The organism is Sphingopyxis indica, from assembly GCF_032879645.1.
Lineage (GTDB): Bacteria > Pseudomonadota > Alphaproteobacteria > Sphingomonadales > Sphingomonadaceae > Sphingopyxis > Sphingopyxis indica.
Map to the genome: position 1 here is coordinate 673,976 of NZ_CP076394.1, position 15,754 is coordinate 689,729.

Annotated in this window: 18 protein-coding genes; 5 read left to right on the forward strand and 13 right to left on the reverse strand. The window is 68.0% G+C overall.

Features of this window, described 5'->3' with window-relative positions; translation table 11 throughout:
• Nucleotides 1-30: 30 nt before the first annotated feature.
• From KNJ79_RS03110 to KNJ79_RS03135, 6 genes are all read right to left on the reverse strand, one after another.
• Nucleotides 31-1,212 carry an acetyl-CoA C-acyltransferase gene (locus tag KNJ79_RS03110; RefSeq protein WP_089216969.1) on the reverse strand — a complete coding sequence of 394 codons (1,182 nt, stop codon included), beginning with the start codon at nt 1,210-1,212 and terminating at the stop codon, nt 31-33.
• A gap of 63 nt (nt 1,213-1,275) precedes the next feature.
• Complete coding sequence (locus KNJ79_RS03115) at nt 1,276-1,734, reverse strand: MaoC family dehydratase (protein WP_089216968.1); 459 nt, start codon at nt 1,732-1,734, stop codon at nt 1,276-1,278.
• A gap of 93 nt (nt 1,735-1,827) precedes the next feature.
• Nucleotides 1,828-3,012, reverse strand: a complete 1,185-nt coding sequence (locus tag KNJ79_RS03120; RefSeq protein ID WP_317152765.1) for a mechanosensitive ion channel family protein — start codon at nt 3,010-3,012, stop codon at nt 1,828-1,830.
• Nucleotides 3,013-3,339: 327 nt separating this feature from the next.
• Nucleotides 3,340-4,467, reverse strand: coding sequence for an acyltransferase family protein (locus tag KNJ79_RS03125; RefSeq protein ID WP_317152766.1), 1,128 nt, complete (start codon nt 4,465-4,467; stop codon nt 3,340-3,342).
• Nucleotides 4,464-5,813: a putative O-glycosylation ligase, exosortase A system-associated gene (locus KNJ79_RS03130; RefSeq protein ID WP_317152767.1), complete on the reverse strand. Its 1,350-nt coding sequence runs from the start codon at nt 5,811-5,813 to the stop codon at nt 4,464-4,466. The genes KNJ79_RS03125 and KNJ79_RS03130 overlap by 4 nt, the downstream gene beginning before the upstream one ends.
• Nucleotides 5,806-5,967 (reverse strand): hypothetical protein, encoded by a 162-nt coding sequence (locus KNJ79_RS03135; RefSeq protein ID WP_170935604.1) that lies wholly within the window; start codon nt 5,965-5,967, stop codon nt 5,806-5,808. The genes KNJ79_RS03130 and KNJ79_RS03135 overlap by 8 nt, the downstream gene beginning before the upstream one ends.
• A gap of 107 nt (nt 5,968-6,074) precedes the next feature.
• Here KNJ79_RS03135 and KNJ79_RS03140 point away from each other — a divergent pair, with 107 nt between their 5' ends.
• Together KNJ79_RS03140 and KNJ79_RS03145 are read left to right on the forward strand one after the other, a co-directional pair.
• Complete coding sequence (locus KNJ79_RS03140) at nt 6,075-7,298, forward strand: TIGR04063 family PEP-CTERM/XrtA system glycosyltransferase (RefSeq protein ID WP_317153851.1); 1,224 nt, start codon at nt 6,075-6,077, stop codon at nt 7,296-7,298.
• A gap of 77 nt (nt 7,299-7,375) precedes the next feature.
• Nucleotides 7,376-8,119 (forward strand): hypothetical protein, encoded by a 744-nt coding sequence (locus KNJ79_RS03145; protein WP_317152768.1) that lies wholly within the window; start codon nt 7,376-7,378, stop codon nt 8,117-8,119.
• A gap of 4 nt (nt 8,120-8,123) precedes the next feature.
• Here the strand turns inward: KNJ79_RS03145 and KNJ79_RS03150 are convergent, their stop codons facing one another.
• Both KNJ79_RS03150 and KNJ79_RS03155 read right to left on the reverse strand, forming a co-directional pair.
• Nucleotides 8,124-8,450 (reverse strand): hypothetical protein, encoded by a 327-nt coding sequence (locus KNJ79_RS03150; protein WP_317152769.1) that lies wholly within the window; start codon nt 8,448-8,450, stop codon nt 8,124-8,126.
• A complete protein-coding gene (locus KNJ79_RS03155) occupies nt 8,447-8,671 on the reverse strand; it encodes a hypothetical protein (protein ID WP_317152770.1) in 225 nt (74 codons plus the stop codon). Before KNJ79_RS03155 ends, KNJ79_RS03150 begins: the two co-directional genes overlap by 4 nt.
• A gap of 127 nt (nt 8,672-8,798) precedes the next feature.
• Between KNJ79_RS03155 and KNJ79_RS03160 the strand changes: the two genes are divergently transcribed.
• Nucleotides 8,799-9,467, forward strand: coding sequence for a S24 family peptidase (locus tag KNJ79_RS03160; protein ID WP_089216962.1), 669 nt, complete (start codon nt 8,799-8,801; stop codon nt 9,465-9,467).
• Between the two features lie 16 nt (nt 9,468-9,483).
• On the opposite strand, the gene KNJ79_RS03165 is transcribed toward KNJ79_RS03160, so the two are convergent.
• Nucleotides 9,484-9,792 (reverse strand): hypothetical protein, encoded by a 309-nt coding sequence (locus tag KNJ79_RS03165; RefSeq protein ID WP_089216961.1) that lies wholly within the window; start codon nt 9,790-9,792, stop codon nt 9,484-9,486.
• A 176-nt stretch (nt 9,793-9,968) separates the two neighbouring features.
• Here KNJ79_RS03165 and KNJ79_RS03170 point away from each other — a divergent pair, with 176 nt between their 5' ends.
• Entirely contained in the window at nt 9,969-11,255 is a 1,287-nt protein-coding gene (locus KNJ79_RS03170; RefSeq protein ID WP_317152771.1) for a methyl-accepting chemotaxis protein, read from the forward strand.
• Between the two features lie 8 nt (nt 11,256-11,263).
• On the opposite strand, the gene KNJ79_RS03175 is transcribed toward KNJ79_RS03170, so the two are convergent.
• A complete protein-coding gene (locus tag KNJ79_RS03175) occupies nt 11,264-11,461 on the reverse strand; it encodes a DUF1192 domain-containing protein (RefSeq protein WP_089216960.1) in 198 nt (65 codons plus the stop codon).
• Between the two features lie 97 nt (nt 11,462-11,558).
• Here KNJ79_RS03175 and KNJ79_RS03180 point away from each other — a divergent pair, with 97 nt between their 5' ends.
• Nucleotides 11,559-12,557, forward strand: coding sequence for an NAD(P)H-quinone oxidoreductase (locus KNJ79_RS03180; protein ID WP_317152772.1), 999 nt, complete (start codon nt 11,559-11,561; stop codon nt 12,555-12,557).
• 23 nt (nt 12,558-12,580) lie between these two features.
• On the opposite strand, the gene KNJ79_RS03185 is transcribed toward KNJ79_RS03180, so the two are convergent.
• The 3 genes from KNJ79_RS03185 to KNJ79_RS03195 are packed head-to-tail and all read right to left on the reverse strand — an operon-like array spanning nt 12,581 to nt 15,640.
• Nucleotides 12,581-13,552 (reverse strand): 50S ribosomal protein L11 methyltransferase, encoded by a 972-nt coding sequence (locus KNJ79_RS03185; RefSeq protein WP_317152773.1) that lies wholly within the window; start codon nt 13,550-13,552, stop codon nt 12,581-12,583.
• A gap of 3 nt (nt 13,553-13,555) precedes the next feature.
• The gene (locus tag KNJ79_RS03190) at nt 13,556-14,248 is read right to left on the reverse strand and encodes an SDR family NAD(P)-dependent oxidoreductase (RefSeq protein WP_317152774.1); all 693 of its coding nucleotides are present in this window, start codon (nt 14,246-14,248) and stop codon (nt 13,556-13,558) included.
• 39 nt (nt 14,249-14,287) lie between these two features.
• Entirely contained in the window at nt 14,288-15,640 is a 1,353-nt protein-coding gene (locus KNJ79_RS03195; protein ID WP_089216956.1) for a methyl-accepting chemotaxis protein, read from the reverse strand.
• Between the last annotated feature and the right edge of the window lie 114 nt (nt 15,641-15,754).

Consider the following 15,754-nt stretch of genomic DNA (forward strand, 5'->3'; position numbering starts at 1 on the left):
GGCCGGCACGCGCCGGCCCGGCTCGCATTGTCAGAAGACTTCGAACAGGCCCGCGGCGCCCTGACCGCCGCCGATGCACATGGTGACGACGGCATATTTGACGCCGCGGCGCTTGCCTTCGATCAGCGCATGGCCGACGCAGCGCGCGCCGGTCATGCCGAACGGGTGGCCGATCGAGATCGAGCCGCCATTGACGTTCAAAAGCTCGTTCGGAATGCCGAGCTTGTCGCGGCAGTAAAGCACCTGCACCGCAAAGGCTTCGTTGAGCTCCCACAGGCCGATGTCGTCCATCTTGAGCTCGAAGCGTTCGAGCAGCTTCGGGATCGCGAAAACGGGGCCGATGCCCATTTCGTCGGGCTCGGTGCCCGCGACCGCCATGCCGACATAGCGGCCAAGCGGCTGGAGCCCGCGCTTCTCGGCGACCTTGGCTTCCATCACCACACACGCCGACGAGCCGTCCGACAGCTGGCTCGCATTGCCCGCGGTGATCGTATGACCTTCGCCCATCACCGGCTTCAGGCTCGCGAGCCCTTCGAGCGTGGTGTCCGGACGGTTGCATTCGTCACGGTCGGCGGTGACGTCCTTGTAGGAAACTTCCTTCGTCTCCTTGTCGACGATCGCCATCGTCGCCTTGCAGGGGATGATCTCGTCGGCGAACTTGCCCGCGGCTTGCGCGGCGGCGGTGCGCTGCTGCGACTGGAGCGAATATTCGTCCTGCGCTTCGCGACCGATGTTGTAGCGCTTCGCGACGACCTCGGCGGTGCCGATCATCGGCATATAGGTGTCCTTGTGCATCGCGAGCAGTTCGGCGTCGGGCTCGATGAAGACCTTGCCGCTGCCGCTGACCTTCGAGATCGACTCGACGCCGCCGGCGACGCAGATGTCCTGACGGTCGACGATGATCTGCTTTGCGGCCGTCGCGATCGTCATCAGGCCCGACGAGCATTGGCGGTCGATCGACATGCCGGGGACGGTGACGGGCAGGCCGGCGCGCAGCGCGATCAGGCGCGCGACGTTCGGCGACTGCGACCCCTGCTGCATCGCGGCGCCGAAGACGACGTCGTCGATCTCGCCGCCCTCCAGGCCGGCGCGCTCGACCGCGGCCTTGACCGAAAAGGCGCCGAGCGTCGGCGAGGGGGTGTTGTTGAACGAGCCGCGCGCCGCCTTGGTCAGCGGGGTGCGGGCGGTGGAAACGATGACGGCGTCACGCATGATAGAGGTCCTTCTTTCTGGTTCCGGTTGTCTTTACGGGGGAGGTCAGCCGGATGGATATGCTCACACGAAAAACTGGCTGATCCATTCGGCGATCAGCGCAGGCTTTTCCTCGCCTTCGATCTCGATCGTCACTTCGTTGGTCTGCTGCCACTGGCCGGGACGTTTTTCTTCGAGTTCGAGCAGTTTCACATGGCTGCGGACGCGCTTGCCCGAGCGGACGGGGGCAAGGAAGCGGACCTTGTTGCCGCCATAGTTGACGCCCATCTTGACGCCTTCGATCTTCGGCCCGTCGGTCTTCTGGCCGAGCATCGGGATCAGCGACAGCGTCAGAAAGCCGTGCGCGATCGTGCCGCCGAAGGGGGTCAGCTTGGCCTTTTCGGGGTCGACATGGATGAATTGATGGTCACCCGTCGCATCGGCGAATTTGTCGATCATCGCCTGATCGACGAGCACCCAATCGGAGGTGCCGAGATGCTGCCCGACTTTCGACTGCAATTCCTGCGGCGTGATGGTGGCCATAAATCATCCCCTCAATCTTGGTTCGGGGCGCGTTCTAGGCCTCTCTTGCCGCATCGCACAAGGGCCAAGCCCCGACGCCGCGTCGCCGTAGCGTCAGCTCTGGGCGGGCTTCGGCGTCTTCATCGTCACGCTCTCGGCATAGGGGAGAATCATCGTCCCGTCAGGCGCCGCGGTGAAGGTCGTCTGCGTCGGGTAGGCGAAGTCGTAGCCCGCCCTGGTCATTTCATCGAAGACGCGAATGCCGATCGCGGTGCGCGCAGCGATCACCTGATTATAATCGTCATTGTGGACGTCGGCGACCAGCTCGAAATCGAGGCTCGACGCGCCGAAGCCGACGAAGCTCGAGCGGATGAATTCATGCCCCTCGGCCTCGACCTGCGCCTGGAGCAACGCCGGCAGCGCGCGCAGCATTTCGGGCGTCGTCTGATAGACGACCCCGATCGCATATTGGATGCGCCGCCGGTGAAGGTTGGCGTAGTTGGTGATCTCCTTCGACAGCAAATTGGTGTTCGAGATCACGAGCAGCTCGCCGTTGATCGAGCGGAGGTGCGTGCTCTTGAGCCCGATGCGCTCGACGGTCGCGACGCTGTTGTCATATTTGATCGTCTCGCCGACGCGGAACGGGCGGTCGAAGATGATCGACAGCGAGGCGAAGAGGTCGGAGAAGATGCCCTGCGCGGCAAGGCCGATCGCGATGCCGCCGATGCCGAGCCCGGCGACGAGGCCGGTGACATTGACCCCCATATTGTCGAGGATGACGATCGCCGCGACCGCGAACAGCGCGACGCTGATCAGGATGCGGATGATCCCCATCGCATTGGCGAGCGTTTCATTATGCCCTTCGGCGGCGCGGCGCTGGATCAGCCCAAGCACAATCTCGCGCGCCCAGATCGCGACCTGCAGCACGACCGCGACGGTGAAGACGAAGCGGATTGTCTCCATCACCACCGCGGGCGGGCTGGCATAGCCGGCGACGAGCCGGATCGCGACGATTGCAAGCACCAGCGACTTGGTCTTGTGGATCACGCGGCCGACGATGTCGGTCATGGTGAAATGGCCGGGAGCCGATTGCGCGCGCTTCAGCGCGAAACCGCGGACCAGCGAGAGCAGGAAATAGATAATCAGTCCCGCGCCGACGGCGATCGCTATCTGGAGCCAGTGACCGTTCACCCAGACGACGCTGCTGTCCCACCAATATCGCAGCTCCGCGAGCGGATCGGCGGCGGGCGCGGTCTTTGGCGTGGCGGGGGTTGCGGCGGCCAGGCTAAGCAAAGTCACATCGTTCCTCTTGAACGGTTGCGGGACAGGCGGGCGGGCATGGCCCAATAGCGAACGGTCACCGTGATGGTTCCGCGCGTTTCACGCGTATAGAGTCTGACCCGTTCGGATGGAACCGTTGCGTTGAGGCGCGATTCCACCGACCCTGGAGTCTGTCCTGTTGAAGCGGATTCAATGCTCCCGTTCGTCCTGAGGAGCCATTGAGCCCCGTCGAAATGGCGTCGCGAAAGACAATGCGCCGCGTGGGGTCCTTCGAGACGGGGCTTCGACAAGCTCAGCCCCCTCCTCAGGACGAACGGGCTTCAATCCACCCGATCAGGACAGACGCTAACCCTGCGAGCGTCGCGCGCGATATTTGAGCGCCATCGTCGCGAGCAGGCCGTCCCCGCCGCGCTGAACAATCCGGCGCGCGGGGATTTCGAGGCCGGCGTGCAGCAGGTGCGACACCGCGAGCGTCAGCAGCACGAAGGCCGCGATCGCCTCCGGGCCGACCGCCGCGAGATCGTCGACGAAAAAGAGCTTGAACAGGATCCACAGGAAGAAGTGCGACAGATAGACGGCGTAGCTGATGTCGCCGAGCCATTGCGCGACCCGCCCCGAGAGCGCGGGCCGCGCCGCGAGCGCGGCCTGCAGCGCGAAGATCACGACCGCGACCATCGCGAGCGGGACCGCCATGGGCTGCGGGAGGCCCGCCGCCAGCAAGGCCGCGGAGAGAAGCGCGAGGCCGATCGCGGTGGCGTAAATGACCCGCGCCTCGTCCGCGCGCCCGCGCTGCACGCTCCACCAGCGGCAGAGCGCGACGCCCATCGCGAATTCGGCCAGGCAGCGCGCCAGGCCGGTCGCCGCAATGTCGTCGCCGATGTCCGCGCGACCGGTTGCGGCGAACCAGCCGCCGAGCGCGAGCGCGAGCAGGACAACGAAGGCGGGAAAGACGATCCGCCCGGCGGGCAAGCGCGCGAACAGGCCGCCTGTCGCGGCGAGCAGCAGATAGGCGGCCCATTCGGTCGAGATCGACCAGGCGGGGATATTCCATGTGAGCTCGCCGGCGAAGCCCCAGTTCTGGACGAGCAGATAATGGGCGGGCAGCCGTGCGAAGTCATATTGCGCGCCGGGATCGCGACCGCTCATCAGCAGCGCGGCGGCGAACGCCAGCATCGCCGACAGGATCGCGAGGTGCAGCGGAAAGATGCGCGCGATCCGGCGCACGAGGAAGCGCGGCGCGGCGCGGTGGCCCTCGGCGGCGAACCCGGCGCCATAGTTCCACCACAGCACGAAGCCCGACAGGACGAAGAAAAGGTCGACCGCCAGATAGCCGTGCGCGAGCAGCGCGATCGCCGATTCGGGCAGGAACCCCGCCATCGCGAAGCGAATGTGATAGAAGAGCACCGCCAGTGCGGCGATCCCGCGCAGCCCGGTGAGCGTCGGTAGCATCGGCACTTTGCGCTCGGCGATCATGCGGCGCTTCCCGCGAAACGCGGCGCCATCGTCCGCCAGCCCGACTGCCGCTCGCGGCGGCGGCAATAGGTCGACAGGCCGATTTCGAGCGCGACCATCATATAGATGAAGGGCTGAAAGGCGATGCCGACGAACAGCGCGCCGACCAGATAGATGATGTGGCCGTGCTGAAGCGCGGTCGCGAGCGGCGCGATCCATTGCTCTTCGGCGCGCCGCGTTTTCAAATAGCGGCGCCGCAGCCGCTCCATCTGCAAAATGCCCGCGACGTGGAGCAGCAGCCACAGCGCGAGCCCCGGATAGCCCTGTTCGCCGAGCATTTCGAAATAGGCCGAATGATAGGCGCGCGCGCGCTCGTCGTGGACCGCGGTGTCGGCCGCGTCGGCGGCATCCGCCCCGCCGATCGTTTCGACGCGCAGCCGGTTCTGTCGATAGGCCTCGAACCCGCCGCCGAACGGATGCTCTTTCGCATAATTCCACGTCCACGCCCACACCGCGACGCGCGTCGAGGCCGACTGGTCGACCCGATAATCCTCGAGCGTCTCCATCCGCGTCGTATAGCTTTGCGGCAGAAAAGGAATTGCCGCCGCGACGAGCAGCGCGGCGCCCGCCATATAAAGAAAGCGGTGCTTCACCGCGCGCAGCGACAATATCGCAAAGACGCCAAGGCAGATGAGCCCGGTGCGCGCCTGCGTTCCCACCGGGATCAGCATACAGGCGAAACACAGGGCGAAGGCAAAGAGCGACACGCGCCAGTCGGGCGGAAACACCGTGCCATGGCGGCGCAGCCACAGGATCAGCGGGATGATCGAGATCGCGACCGTCGACATGGTGCTGCCCTCGTAAAGCCCGTAATTTTCGTTGAGCAGCAGTTGCAGCGAGCCATAGCCGCCGCCGCCCGCCGCGGTCTTGATCCCCCCCGCGATCGCGATCGCCGCCGCCGAGAGCAGCATGATCAGCGCCAGCGCCTCGATCCTCAGCTTGGTGCGCAAGGTCAGCGGCAGAAAGATCGCCCAGACGAGCGCCTTCCACACCCAGTCCCATTTGACCAGCGCCTCGACGGGGAAATCGGCCTGCAGCGTCGTGATCCCGCAATAGAGGAGGAGCAGCAGCATCAGCGTCTGGCGCCCCGACCATCGGGTATCGCGCTTGTCGTCGGCGACGAGCCAGCCGAGGATCGCGAGTATGAAGACGATCAGCGAGATCGGGATCGAATTGATCAGGAAATAGCTGAGCCGCTGCGGCGCGACGATGTCGATATAGCAATAGCAGAGGACGAACAGGAACGGCTTGCGGAAGCCGACTCCGATGAAGGCGAACAGGAAGGCGACGAAGGCAAGGTCACGCATCGCCGCCGCGCTCCTTCGCGGCTTCGGCATCGCGGCGCTGCTGCCACAATTGCCGCGCGCTCACTTCATGGTCGAGGTCGTCACGGTGAAGCAGGCGCCACAGTGCGATCGCCATCAGCGCGTGAGTGAGGGCAATCGAGAAATTGTCGACCATGGATGGAGCGATGCCTAGCTTTGGCTGCGACCTCAAGAGTAGCGTTGGGGGCACTACCCCAAGGGGGTTGACGCCGCGTTAAGTCTTCTATGTCACAGACCACCGGCATGACCCGCATCCTGCACGTCCTCGACCACAGCTTGCCCGCGCACAGCGGCTATACCTTCCGCACCCGCGCGCTGATGAAGGCGCAGGTCGCCAAAGGATGGACGGTCGCGGGGATCACCGGGGTGCGGCATCCGCTGCCCGGCCCCGAGGTCGAGACCGTCGACGGCCTGACCTTCTATCGCACGCCGCCCGCCGCGCCCGCGCCATCGCCGCTGCGCGAATGGCGCGAGATCGGCGCGCTCGCGGCGCGGATCGAGGCGCTCGTCGACGACTGGCGGCCCGACCTGCTCCACGCGCATTCGCCGGTTCTCGATGCGCTTGCGGCGCTGCGCGTCGGCAAGCGGCGGGGCATTCCGGTGCTGTATGAAATCCGCGCCTTCTGGGAGGATGCGGCGGTCGGCAACGGGACGGGGCGCGAAAGAAGCGCACGCTATGTCGTGACGCGCGGGCTCGAAACGCACGCGGTCAAGGCGGCCGATGCGGTCGCGGTGATCTGCGAGGGGCTGCGCGGCGACCTGGTCGCGCGCGGGGTCGATCCGGCGAAGATCACCGTTTCGCCCAACGGCGTCGACCTGGGCCTGTTCGGCAGCCCGCCGCCGCGCGACGCGGCGCTGGCGGAGCGGCTCGGCCTCGCCGCGGGGGCGCCGGTGATCGGCTTCATCGGCAGCTTCTATGACTATGAGGGCATCGACGATCTGATCGCGGCGATGCCCGCGCTCGTCGCGGCCGAGGGCGATGCGCAATTGCTGCTCGTCGGGGGCGGGCCGCGCGAGGCGGCCTTGCGCGAACAGGCGGCGGCCTCGCCGGTCGCGGGGCATATCCACTTCGCCGGCCGCGTGCCGCACGAAGCGGTCGAGCTTTATTATTCGCTCGTCGACATCCTCGCCTATCCGCGCAAGAAGATGCGGCTCACCGACCTCGTGACCCCGCTGAAACCGCTCGAGGCGATGGCGCAGGGCAAGCTCGTCGCGGCTTCGGACGTCGGCGGGCACCGCGAGTTGATCGAGGACGGGACGACCGGGACGCTGTTCGCGCCCGACGATCCCGCGGCGATCGCCGCCGCGCTGATCGGCTTGCTCGGCGACCGGGCGATGTGGGACAAGCGGCGGCGAACGGCGCGGGCCTTCGTCGAGGCACATCGTAACTGGTCGTCAAACATTTTGCGTTACGAACCGGTTTACCAACGCCTGCTGGGGCGCGGCGTGGCGCCGCTCGCCGCATGAGGCACGATAGAAGCATCCTTGCGGCGCGCGAAATCAGAAGCGATATGGACGACGAAATTGGAAGCAGGAGGAAGCAGATGGCGATCGCGGTGATGCGCGCGCTGCGTCCGGCCGTTCCGGCGGTCATCGGCGCCGCGGCGCTGACCTTCCTCTTCGCCGCGGTGATGCCGCTCGCGTGGGTCGCCGGGATCAGCTGGAACCTCTATCTCGACCGCCTCTCGCCGCTGTTCGAGCCGCCGGTCGGCAATGGCGGCCGCCTCGCGCTCGCACTTGGCATGGCGGCAGTCGCGGCGCTGATCGCCGGCCTCGTCGCGCTGGCGCTGGCGCGGCCCGATGCCGTCTCCCCGCGGCTGCGCCGCGGTGCGCGCGCCGAGGCCGAAGCCGGTCTCGACAATGTGCTGCCGCGCCGCCGCGCCGATTTCCATCCCGACGATCCGCCGCGCCCGCCGCTCCGCGCCGGTCGCGATCTGCCCGCGGGCGGACTCGCGCCGTTCGTTGCGGCGCGCGAAGCCGAGCAGCTTCCCGAGGCGCCGGTCGCCGACCTCGCGCCGGCTGAACCAGCCGAAGGCGACGAACCCTGGCTGCAACCCGCCGAGCTCGCCATGCCGCGGCGCGCCGATTCGCTCGACCGTTCGCTCGGCGCGATGGTCGCGCGGCTCGAGGCGGGGCTGGCGCGTCGTCAGCGGGTCGAGGAGCCGCCGCAGCCGCCCGTGCCCGACGAATCGGTCGCGGCGACGGAAAGACCGGACGGCGCGGTCGATTTCGCACTGGAAGCCGCGCTCGGCACGTTGCAGCGGATGAACCGGCAGGTGGCCGGCTGACCGGTCAATCCTCGACCGTCAGCACCTCGATCCGCAGCATCGCGCCCGCCGCGTCGCTCTCCACCGCAATATCGGCGACGACATGGCCGGCGAGCCGCCATTCGACCGCCTCCAGATGCGCCGCGAGCGACCGGCGCAGCGGCTCGGCCTCGCCGGCCGCGAAGGCGCAGGGGAAGATGTGCCGCGCCCCGACGAAGCTCGCGCTCGCCCATGGCCGCAGCGTCGAGGCGCCGAGCGCCAGCCCGTGCGGCAGTTCGCGCGCGAGCAGGCGGCGGAGACGCCGGTGCGGGCAGGCGGGCCGCATCGGCGCGGCGGGCGACCAGGCGATCATCGCGCGCTTCCTTCGCGGCGCGGCGCGGCCCCGCGATGCGTCTCGCGCCACATGTTCATGAAATGTTCCACACGTCCGATCATCCGGCGGCCCGGTTCGCGTCCGCCGCGCAGGTCGGATACCAGCCGCGGGTCGCGCACCGACGCGCGGCCGAAGACGGTCGGCGGCATCTGCGATTCCTTCAGAAAGGCCTCGACCCGCTGCAACAGGCTGCGCTCCATTTTCGTCTCCCCGTCGGTTGAAGGTGGCGGGCGAGTCGCCCGATAGGATATTTCCTATCTGAACCGTCATTTCCTACTTGTCTAGGAAAAATCCTCTTGCTAGGAAGAATGCGGAAGGACCAGCCCCGTGACCGACTTCGCCGACGATCCGCGCGCCACGCTCGACCGTCTCTTGCAGGACAAGGGGATCGACTATGCGCGGCTGTCGGCGGTGATCGGGCGCAATGCCGCCTATATTCAGCAATATATCAAGCGCGGGACGCCGCGCCGCCTCGCCGAACAGGACCGTGCGCGTATCGCCGCCTATCTGGGGGTCGCCGAAGCGCTGCTCGGCGGGCCGGAGCAGCGCGTCGCGACGCCGGCGCGGCCGCGCGGCCGCGACATGATACTCGTTCCCAAGCTCGCGGTCGGCGCGTCGGCTGGCGCGGGGGCGAGCATCGACGGCGAAGCGGTCGAAGGCGCGGTGGCGTTCGACCCCAAATGGCTGCGCGACCTCGGCGCCGACCCGCGCGCGCTCAGCATCATCCGTGTCGAGGGCGATTCGATGGCGCCGACCTTGAACGACGGCGACGACATCCTCGTCGACGGCGGCGACGCGGCAGGGCGGCTGCGCGACGGCATCTATGTGCTGCGGATGGACGACGCGCTGATGGTCAAGCGCGTCGCGCGCGCGCCGGGCGCCGGACGTATTTCGGTGATCAGCGACAATCCCCAATATCCGAGCTATCCCGACCTGCCGATGGGATCGGTGCAGCTCGTCGGCCGCGTCGTTTGGACGGGGCGCCGGGTGCGCTGATCGCTACGCGAAAACCTCAGATCGGCTCCGCCATCACCGCCTCGATCTCGTGATCGAGCACTTCGGCGCGCTGACATTGCTCTTCGTCGCCGTCGCGGCATTTCGCCGCCGCCTTGTCGCGCTTGCGCGACAGCTCGCCGAGCCGCTCTTCGCGCTCGCGCATCGCGCGGCCGCGGTTGCGGTCGGCTTCGTCCTGGCTCGTCGTCGACCAGTCGGCGACCTGTCCGGCCGCTTTCACCGGCGCGGTCACGACGCTCTTCACCGTGCTCACGCAGCCGCCGAGCGCCAGCGGCGCCATCAGCATCATGATCGTCGTCGCACGCATCCCGTTTCTCCTCACCTGCGGCCCATCGCATAGCGCGCGGTTTCTGAACAGGCGCTTGCGACGGATAGATCGCAGAAATCGTTCATCTGTCACAGCATTGAAACAATTGGTTAAAGTGCCGTTTACCTTGCCGGAGTAGTCGGGGTGCCACCGACGATCCATCGCATGGAGCCAGTATGAACCCCGCAGACACGGCCCTCGCTCCTTTCTCCGGCCATTCGGTCGCGATCGGGGCCGACGCGCCGATGTCGGACGTCATCGACATTTTTCGCGCCCATTCGGGGCTGCGGGTTCTCGCAGTTCTCGACGACGCGCGGCGCCCCGTCGGCATCATTCGCGAACAGAGGGTGCGCGAACTGCTTTTCTGTCCCTATTGGTTCTCGCTGATGCAGAACCCGACGATCGGCGGCTCGATCGAGGCGATGATCGACCCCTGCCTGACCGCCAGCATCGACGAGCCGACGCAGCGGTTGCTGCAAATCGTTTCGCAGGCGTCCGATCACGAAGCGCTGCTGCTCGTCGAGGATGGCCGGTTCGTCGAGGCGCTCGACAGCGCGCAGCTCGCCAAGCTCGCGATGCTGCGCGAAATGGAACTCGCGCACGAACGCGCGGCGCGCGCGGCGCGGATCGACGCGGCGGGCAAGGGGTTTCAGGACGATGTCGCCGCGCTGACCGCGTCGCTCGCCGACATGGCGCGCGAGGTCGAAGCGGTGGCTGAGCGGCTCACCGCGCGCGCGGGCCAGACCGGTGCCGATGCGATGTCGGTCGCGGGCGCGACGGCGCAGACGGTGGCGGGCCTGCAGGAGCTGGGCGAACGCGGTCATGCGCTCGCCGACGCGATGGCACGGATCGTCGACGACGGCACCCGCGCACGAACCGTGCGGCGCGAGGCCTATGAGCGGGTGCGCGGCGCGAGCGAGCGCGCCGCCGCGCTTCAGGCGGCGAGCCAGTCGATCGAACAGATGCTCGCCCTCATCATCGACATGGCGCGGCGGACGAACATGCTCGCGCTCAACGCGGGGATCGAGGCGGCGCACGCCGGCGATGCGGGGCGGGGCTTCGCGGTGGTCGCGTCGGAGGTCAAGGCGCTGGCGGCGCAGACGCGAGCCGCCGCGGGCGACATCGCGCAGCAGGTCGATCAGATCCGGCAGGCGGTCGAACAGGTCGCGGGCGGCTTTCGCGAGATCGAACGCGCGATCGAGGCCAACAATAAATTCTCCGACACGGTCGACCGCGCGGTCGACGGCCAGCGCACCACGACGCTGATGATCGCGAGCTATGTCGAACAGGCGGTGGCGGCGGGGCGCGAGGTCGACATGCGCGTGCTCGACATCAGCAAGGGCGCGGCGTCGGTCGGCAGCGGCGCCGAAACGCTCGGGCGCCTGTCCTCGGGGCTCAGCGGCGCGGCGCGATCGCTCCACGACCGCGCGCGCCATTTCGTCGACGCGGTGGCGGCGGCATGACGCGAGCTTTAGGCCTTGCGGAACAGCGCTTCGGCGCTCGCCTTGACGCCCCCGGCGGCGTCGCGGTGCGCCTTCGTCCGCGCGATCTCGCCCTCGAGCACGGCAATGCGTTCGCCCAGCTCCTCGACCGACAGCGGATCGAGCGATTGTTTCGTCAACGCCGCGAGTATATCGTCGCGGCGGCGGGGAAGATCGTCGTCATCCATCTATGGGCTCCTCTTCCGGTGGCGACTGTTGACCCGCGCGCCGCGGCTGTCAATAAGGCGGCGCGTTGGGTAAATCGAGGAAAGTGGGGGATTTAGCGTGACCAGCCTGCCCGAAAGCATGACCGCCGTCGCCATTCGCGAGCCCGGCGGGCCCGAGGTGCTGGTGCCCGAACGGCGTCCAGTCCCGCAGCCGGGCGCGGGCGAGCTGCTGATCCAGGTCGCCGCCGCCGGGGTCAACCGCCCCGACGTCCTTCAGCGCATGGGCTTTTACCCGCCGCCGCCGGGCGCGTCCGACCTGCCGGGGCTCGAGGTCGCGGGGACCGTCGCCGCGGTCGGCGCGGGGGTCGATCCCGAATGGCTGGGGCAGGCGGTCTGCGCGCTCGTCGCGGGCGGCGGCTATGCCGAATATTGCGCCGCGCCGGCGGGCAGCGTGCTGCCGGTGCCCAAGGGATTTTCGATGGCCGAGGCGGCGGCGCTGCCCGAAACCGTCTTCACCGTCTGGCACAATCTGTTCGAGCGCGGCTGGGTCAAGGACGGCGAAACCGCGCTCGTCCACGGCGGCACCAGCGGCATCGGCACCACCGCGATCGGCCTTGCCAAGCTGTTCGACATCCGCATCATCGTGACTTGCGGCAGCCCGGCGAAGTGCGACGCCGCGCGCGCGCTCGGCGCCGATCTCGCGATCGACTATTCGGCCGAGGATTATGTCGAGGCGGTGAAGCAGTTCACGGACGGCAGGGGCGTCGATGTCGTGCTCGACATGGTCGGCGGCGATTATGTGCCGCGCAATCTTGCCTGCCTCGCCGATGACGGGCGCCACGTCACCATCGCCTTTCAGCGCGGCGCGACCGCCGAAATCGACATGTCGCAGCTGATGCGCCGCCGCCTGACCATGACCGGATCGACGCTGCGCGCGCGCAGCGCGGCCTTCAAGGCGGCGCTCGCCGACGAGATCCGCCGGACGCTATGGCCGCGCCTCGCCGAGGGCGCGTGGAAGCCGGCCATGGACCAGAGCTTTCCGCTCGCCGAGGCGGCAGCAGCGCACGCCCGGATGCAGGCGGGCGAGCATGTCGGAAAGATCGTGCTGACGGTCTGAGCGAGCGGGTTGGCCGCTCGCGCCTACCAGCTTCCGAAGGTCGCGTCGGCCGGGTTCGCGCGGTGAAAGGCGCGTTCCTTGCGCCGATAGCCATAGCGCCGCCGCTTGGTGAGCAGCAGGCACGGCCATTCGGCGCTTCCCCCGCGCGCGGCGAGGCGAAAGCCCTGTGCGCGATAGGCGGCGAGTACGGGCTCCATCTGCCGCGCGATCAGTCCCGCGAGGATCGCGTGACCGCCCGGCGCGGTCGCCGCCGCGATGTCGGGCGCGAGGGTGATCAGCGGCCCCGCGAGGATATTGGCGACGACGAGATCATAGGGCGCGCGGTGCCGGATCGCCGGATGATCGGTGCCCGGCGCGACGGCGAGCGCCAGCTGGCCGCCCGACCGCCCGAGCGCCACGCCGTTGACCGCGGCATTCTCGCGCGTCACGGAAATGCTCGCCGGGTCGATGTCCGACGCGATCGCCCGCGCGCGCGGCCATAGCGACAGCGCGGCGAAGGCGAGCAACCCCGTTCCGGTGCCGATGTCGGCGATATTGCGCGGGCTCGCGCCGGTCGCCGCGAGCCGGTCGAGCATCGCGAGGCATCCCGCGGTCGTGTCGTGCCCGCCGGTGCCGAACGCCTGGCTCGCGTCGATCAGGAACGGCGTCGTGCCCGCCGGCACCGCGTCGGCATAGCTGCTCGTGTGGACGAAGAAGCGCCCGGCGCGCACGGGTTCGAGGCCTTGCTGGCTCAGCGTCACCCAATCCGCTTCTGGAAGCGCCTCGACTTGCGGTGCGACGCCTGTGGCGCTCGGCACCAGCGATTTCAGCAGCGCCAGCAGGTCGGCGCCGGGCTTATCGTCGACATAGGCGTCGAGCTGCCACGTCCCCGCCTCCTCGTCGATCTCGCGCGTGACCACCACCGGCGGCGCGGCCAGCGCGTCGAGTTCGGGGATCTCGCCCGACAGCGCCTCGGCTTCTTCGCGGGTGCAGGGAAGGGAGACGATCCAGCTCATCGGTCAGCGGACATAGCTCGCGCCATTGGCGTCGAGCACCGCGCCGGTCATCGACGGCGGCGCGTCGAGCGCGCACCAGCGGATCATTTCGGCGATCTCCGCCGGCATTGCGACGCGGCCCAGCGGAATGTCGGCGAGCAATTTGTCGCCGCCGCGGCTCGCGAGATAATCTTCGGCCATGCCGGTCATCGTGAAGCCGGGACAGATGGCGAAGGCCAGAATATCGTCCTTGGCATAGCCGCGCGCGATCGTCTTGGTCATCGCGACCATGCCCGCCTTTGCCGCCGCATAATGCCAGTGCGCCGGACTGTCGCCGCGATAGGCGGCGCGGCTCGCGACATTGACGATGCGCCCGCCGAGCCCCGTCTGCTGCCAGTGCAGCACCGCGAGGCGGCACAGCGACGCCGCGGCGGTCAGGTTGATCTGCAGCGTCCGGTTCCAGCTTTCGAGCCACACGTCGCCCGCCGCCTCGATCGGGTTTGCCTCGAACACTCCGGCATTGTTCACCAGCACGTCGATGCGCCCGTCGAGCCGGTCGAGGCTCTCGGCCCACAGCCGCGCGGGTTCGTCGGGCCGGCCGAGGTCGCCGTCGGCGCTCGACAGCGCGACGATGCGATGATTCCGGTGCGCGAGGGCATCGGCGGCGGCGGCGCCGATCCCGCGGCTCGCGCCGGTGATCAGGATATGCGTGGTCATGGCCCCGCGTTTAGCGGGACCATCGCCATATTCAAAGCGTCACGCCACCCGGCGGCTGAACTCGCTCGCGGCCTGTTCGAGCGACTGGAGCCGCTCGCCCATCCTGGCGAATTTCTCGCTGAGCACGCTGATCTCGCTCGCGACCATGCCCGAATCGTTACGGATGCTGGCGATCGTCGACGACATCGAATCGGCCGCGAGCGCGGTTTCGTCTACCGCGGCGGTGATCGAGGTGACCGTCTGCGCCTGCGCGTCCATCGCGTCGCGGATGCGCTGCGCCGACTGCTGCACCTCGGTGATCGTTTCGCGGATCGACTGGTTGGCGGTCACTGTGCCCTTGGTCGCCTGCTGGATCGCGGCGATCTTGCCCGCGATGTCGTCGGTCGCGCGCGCGGTTTCGTTGGCGAGGCTCTTCACCTCCTGCGCGACCACGGCGAAACCGCGGCCCGATTCGCCGGCGCGCGCCGCTTCGATCGTGGCGTTGAGCGCGAGCAGGTTCGTCTGGCCCGCGATCTCGCGGATCAGGCCCAGGATCGATTCGATCGATTCGGCATGGCGCGACAGCGCTTCGGACATGGCGACGGCTTCGCCCGCCTGTTCGGAGGCGCGCGTCGCGACGCTCGCCGAGGCCTCGACCTCGCCGCGTGCGTCCTCGATCGCGCGGATCAGCCCGGCGGCGGTCGAGGCCGCCTCGCGCATCGCGATCGCCGACTGCTCGGAGGCCGCGGCCACTTCGCTCGTCTTGGCGATCATGCCCTTGGCGGCGATGTCGGCGGCGTCGGCCTGGCTGGCGAGCTGCTGGCGCACCCCGTCGGTGTCCTGCACCAGCGATGCGATCGAGCGGTCGAAATCGCCTGCGAGCGCCTGCCGCTCGCGCGACACGGCGGCGCGTTCGAGCTTTTCGGCATAGCTTTGCATGATGTCCATCTCGAGCAGCGCGAGCCGGTTCACCGCGCTCGTCAGCCGCACGATGCGTGCGGCATCGCCCGCGCAGGCTTCGACGACATAGTGGATCGTGAGCCGCTGGCATTCGGCGATGCAGGAAAGGACCGAAGCGAGCGGAACGCCGACGCGCAGCGCCATATGCGTGTTCTGGCAGGCGATCGTCGCTGCGTCCTGCCCTGCCGCGTCGGCATATTTGACGCGCATATGCTTGGCGCTGCCCTGAACATAGCTGTTGTAGAGTTCGCCCTCGACCTTGCGCTCGTTCGAGGGAAGGGCGTTGAATGCGTCCCAATAGGCGCGGCCCATTTCCTCGTCATGGCCTTCGGTGATCCTGTGGATCTCCGCGGCGTCGGCGGCGAGCCGCCCGTCGAGGTCATAAAAGGGAAAGCGATCGGCCATCAGCACCGGATCGATCTGCTGCTTATGAATGGGATTATCCTTCACCATGATCCTGTCCCCTGGGCCACTTTGGAACGCGCGATTTCTCTCGCCCGCCTGCGTCCGCGAAATTGGTCAACGGGATATGATGCGATAAGGGTAAATTCGTCGTTAACTGCGCGG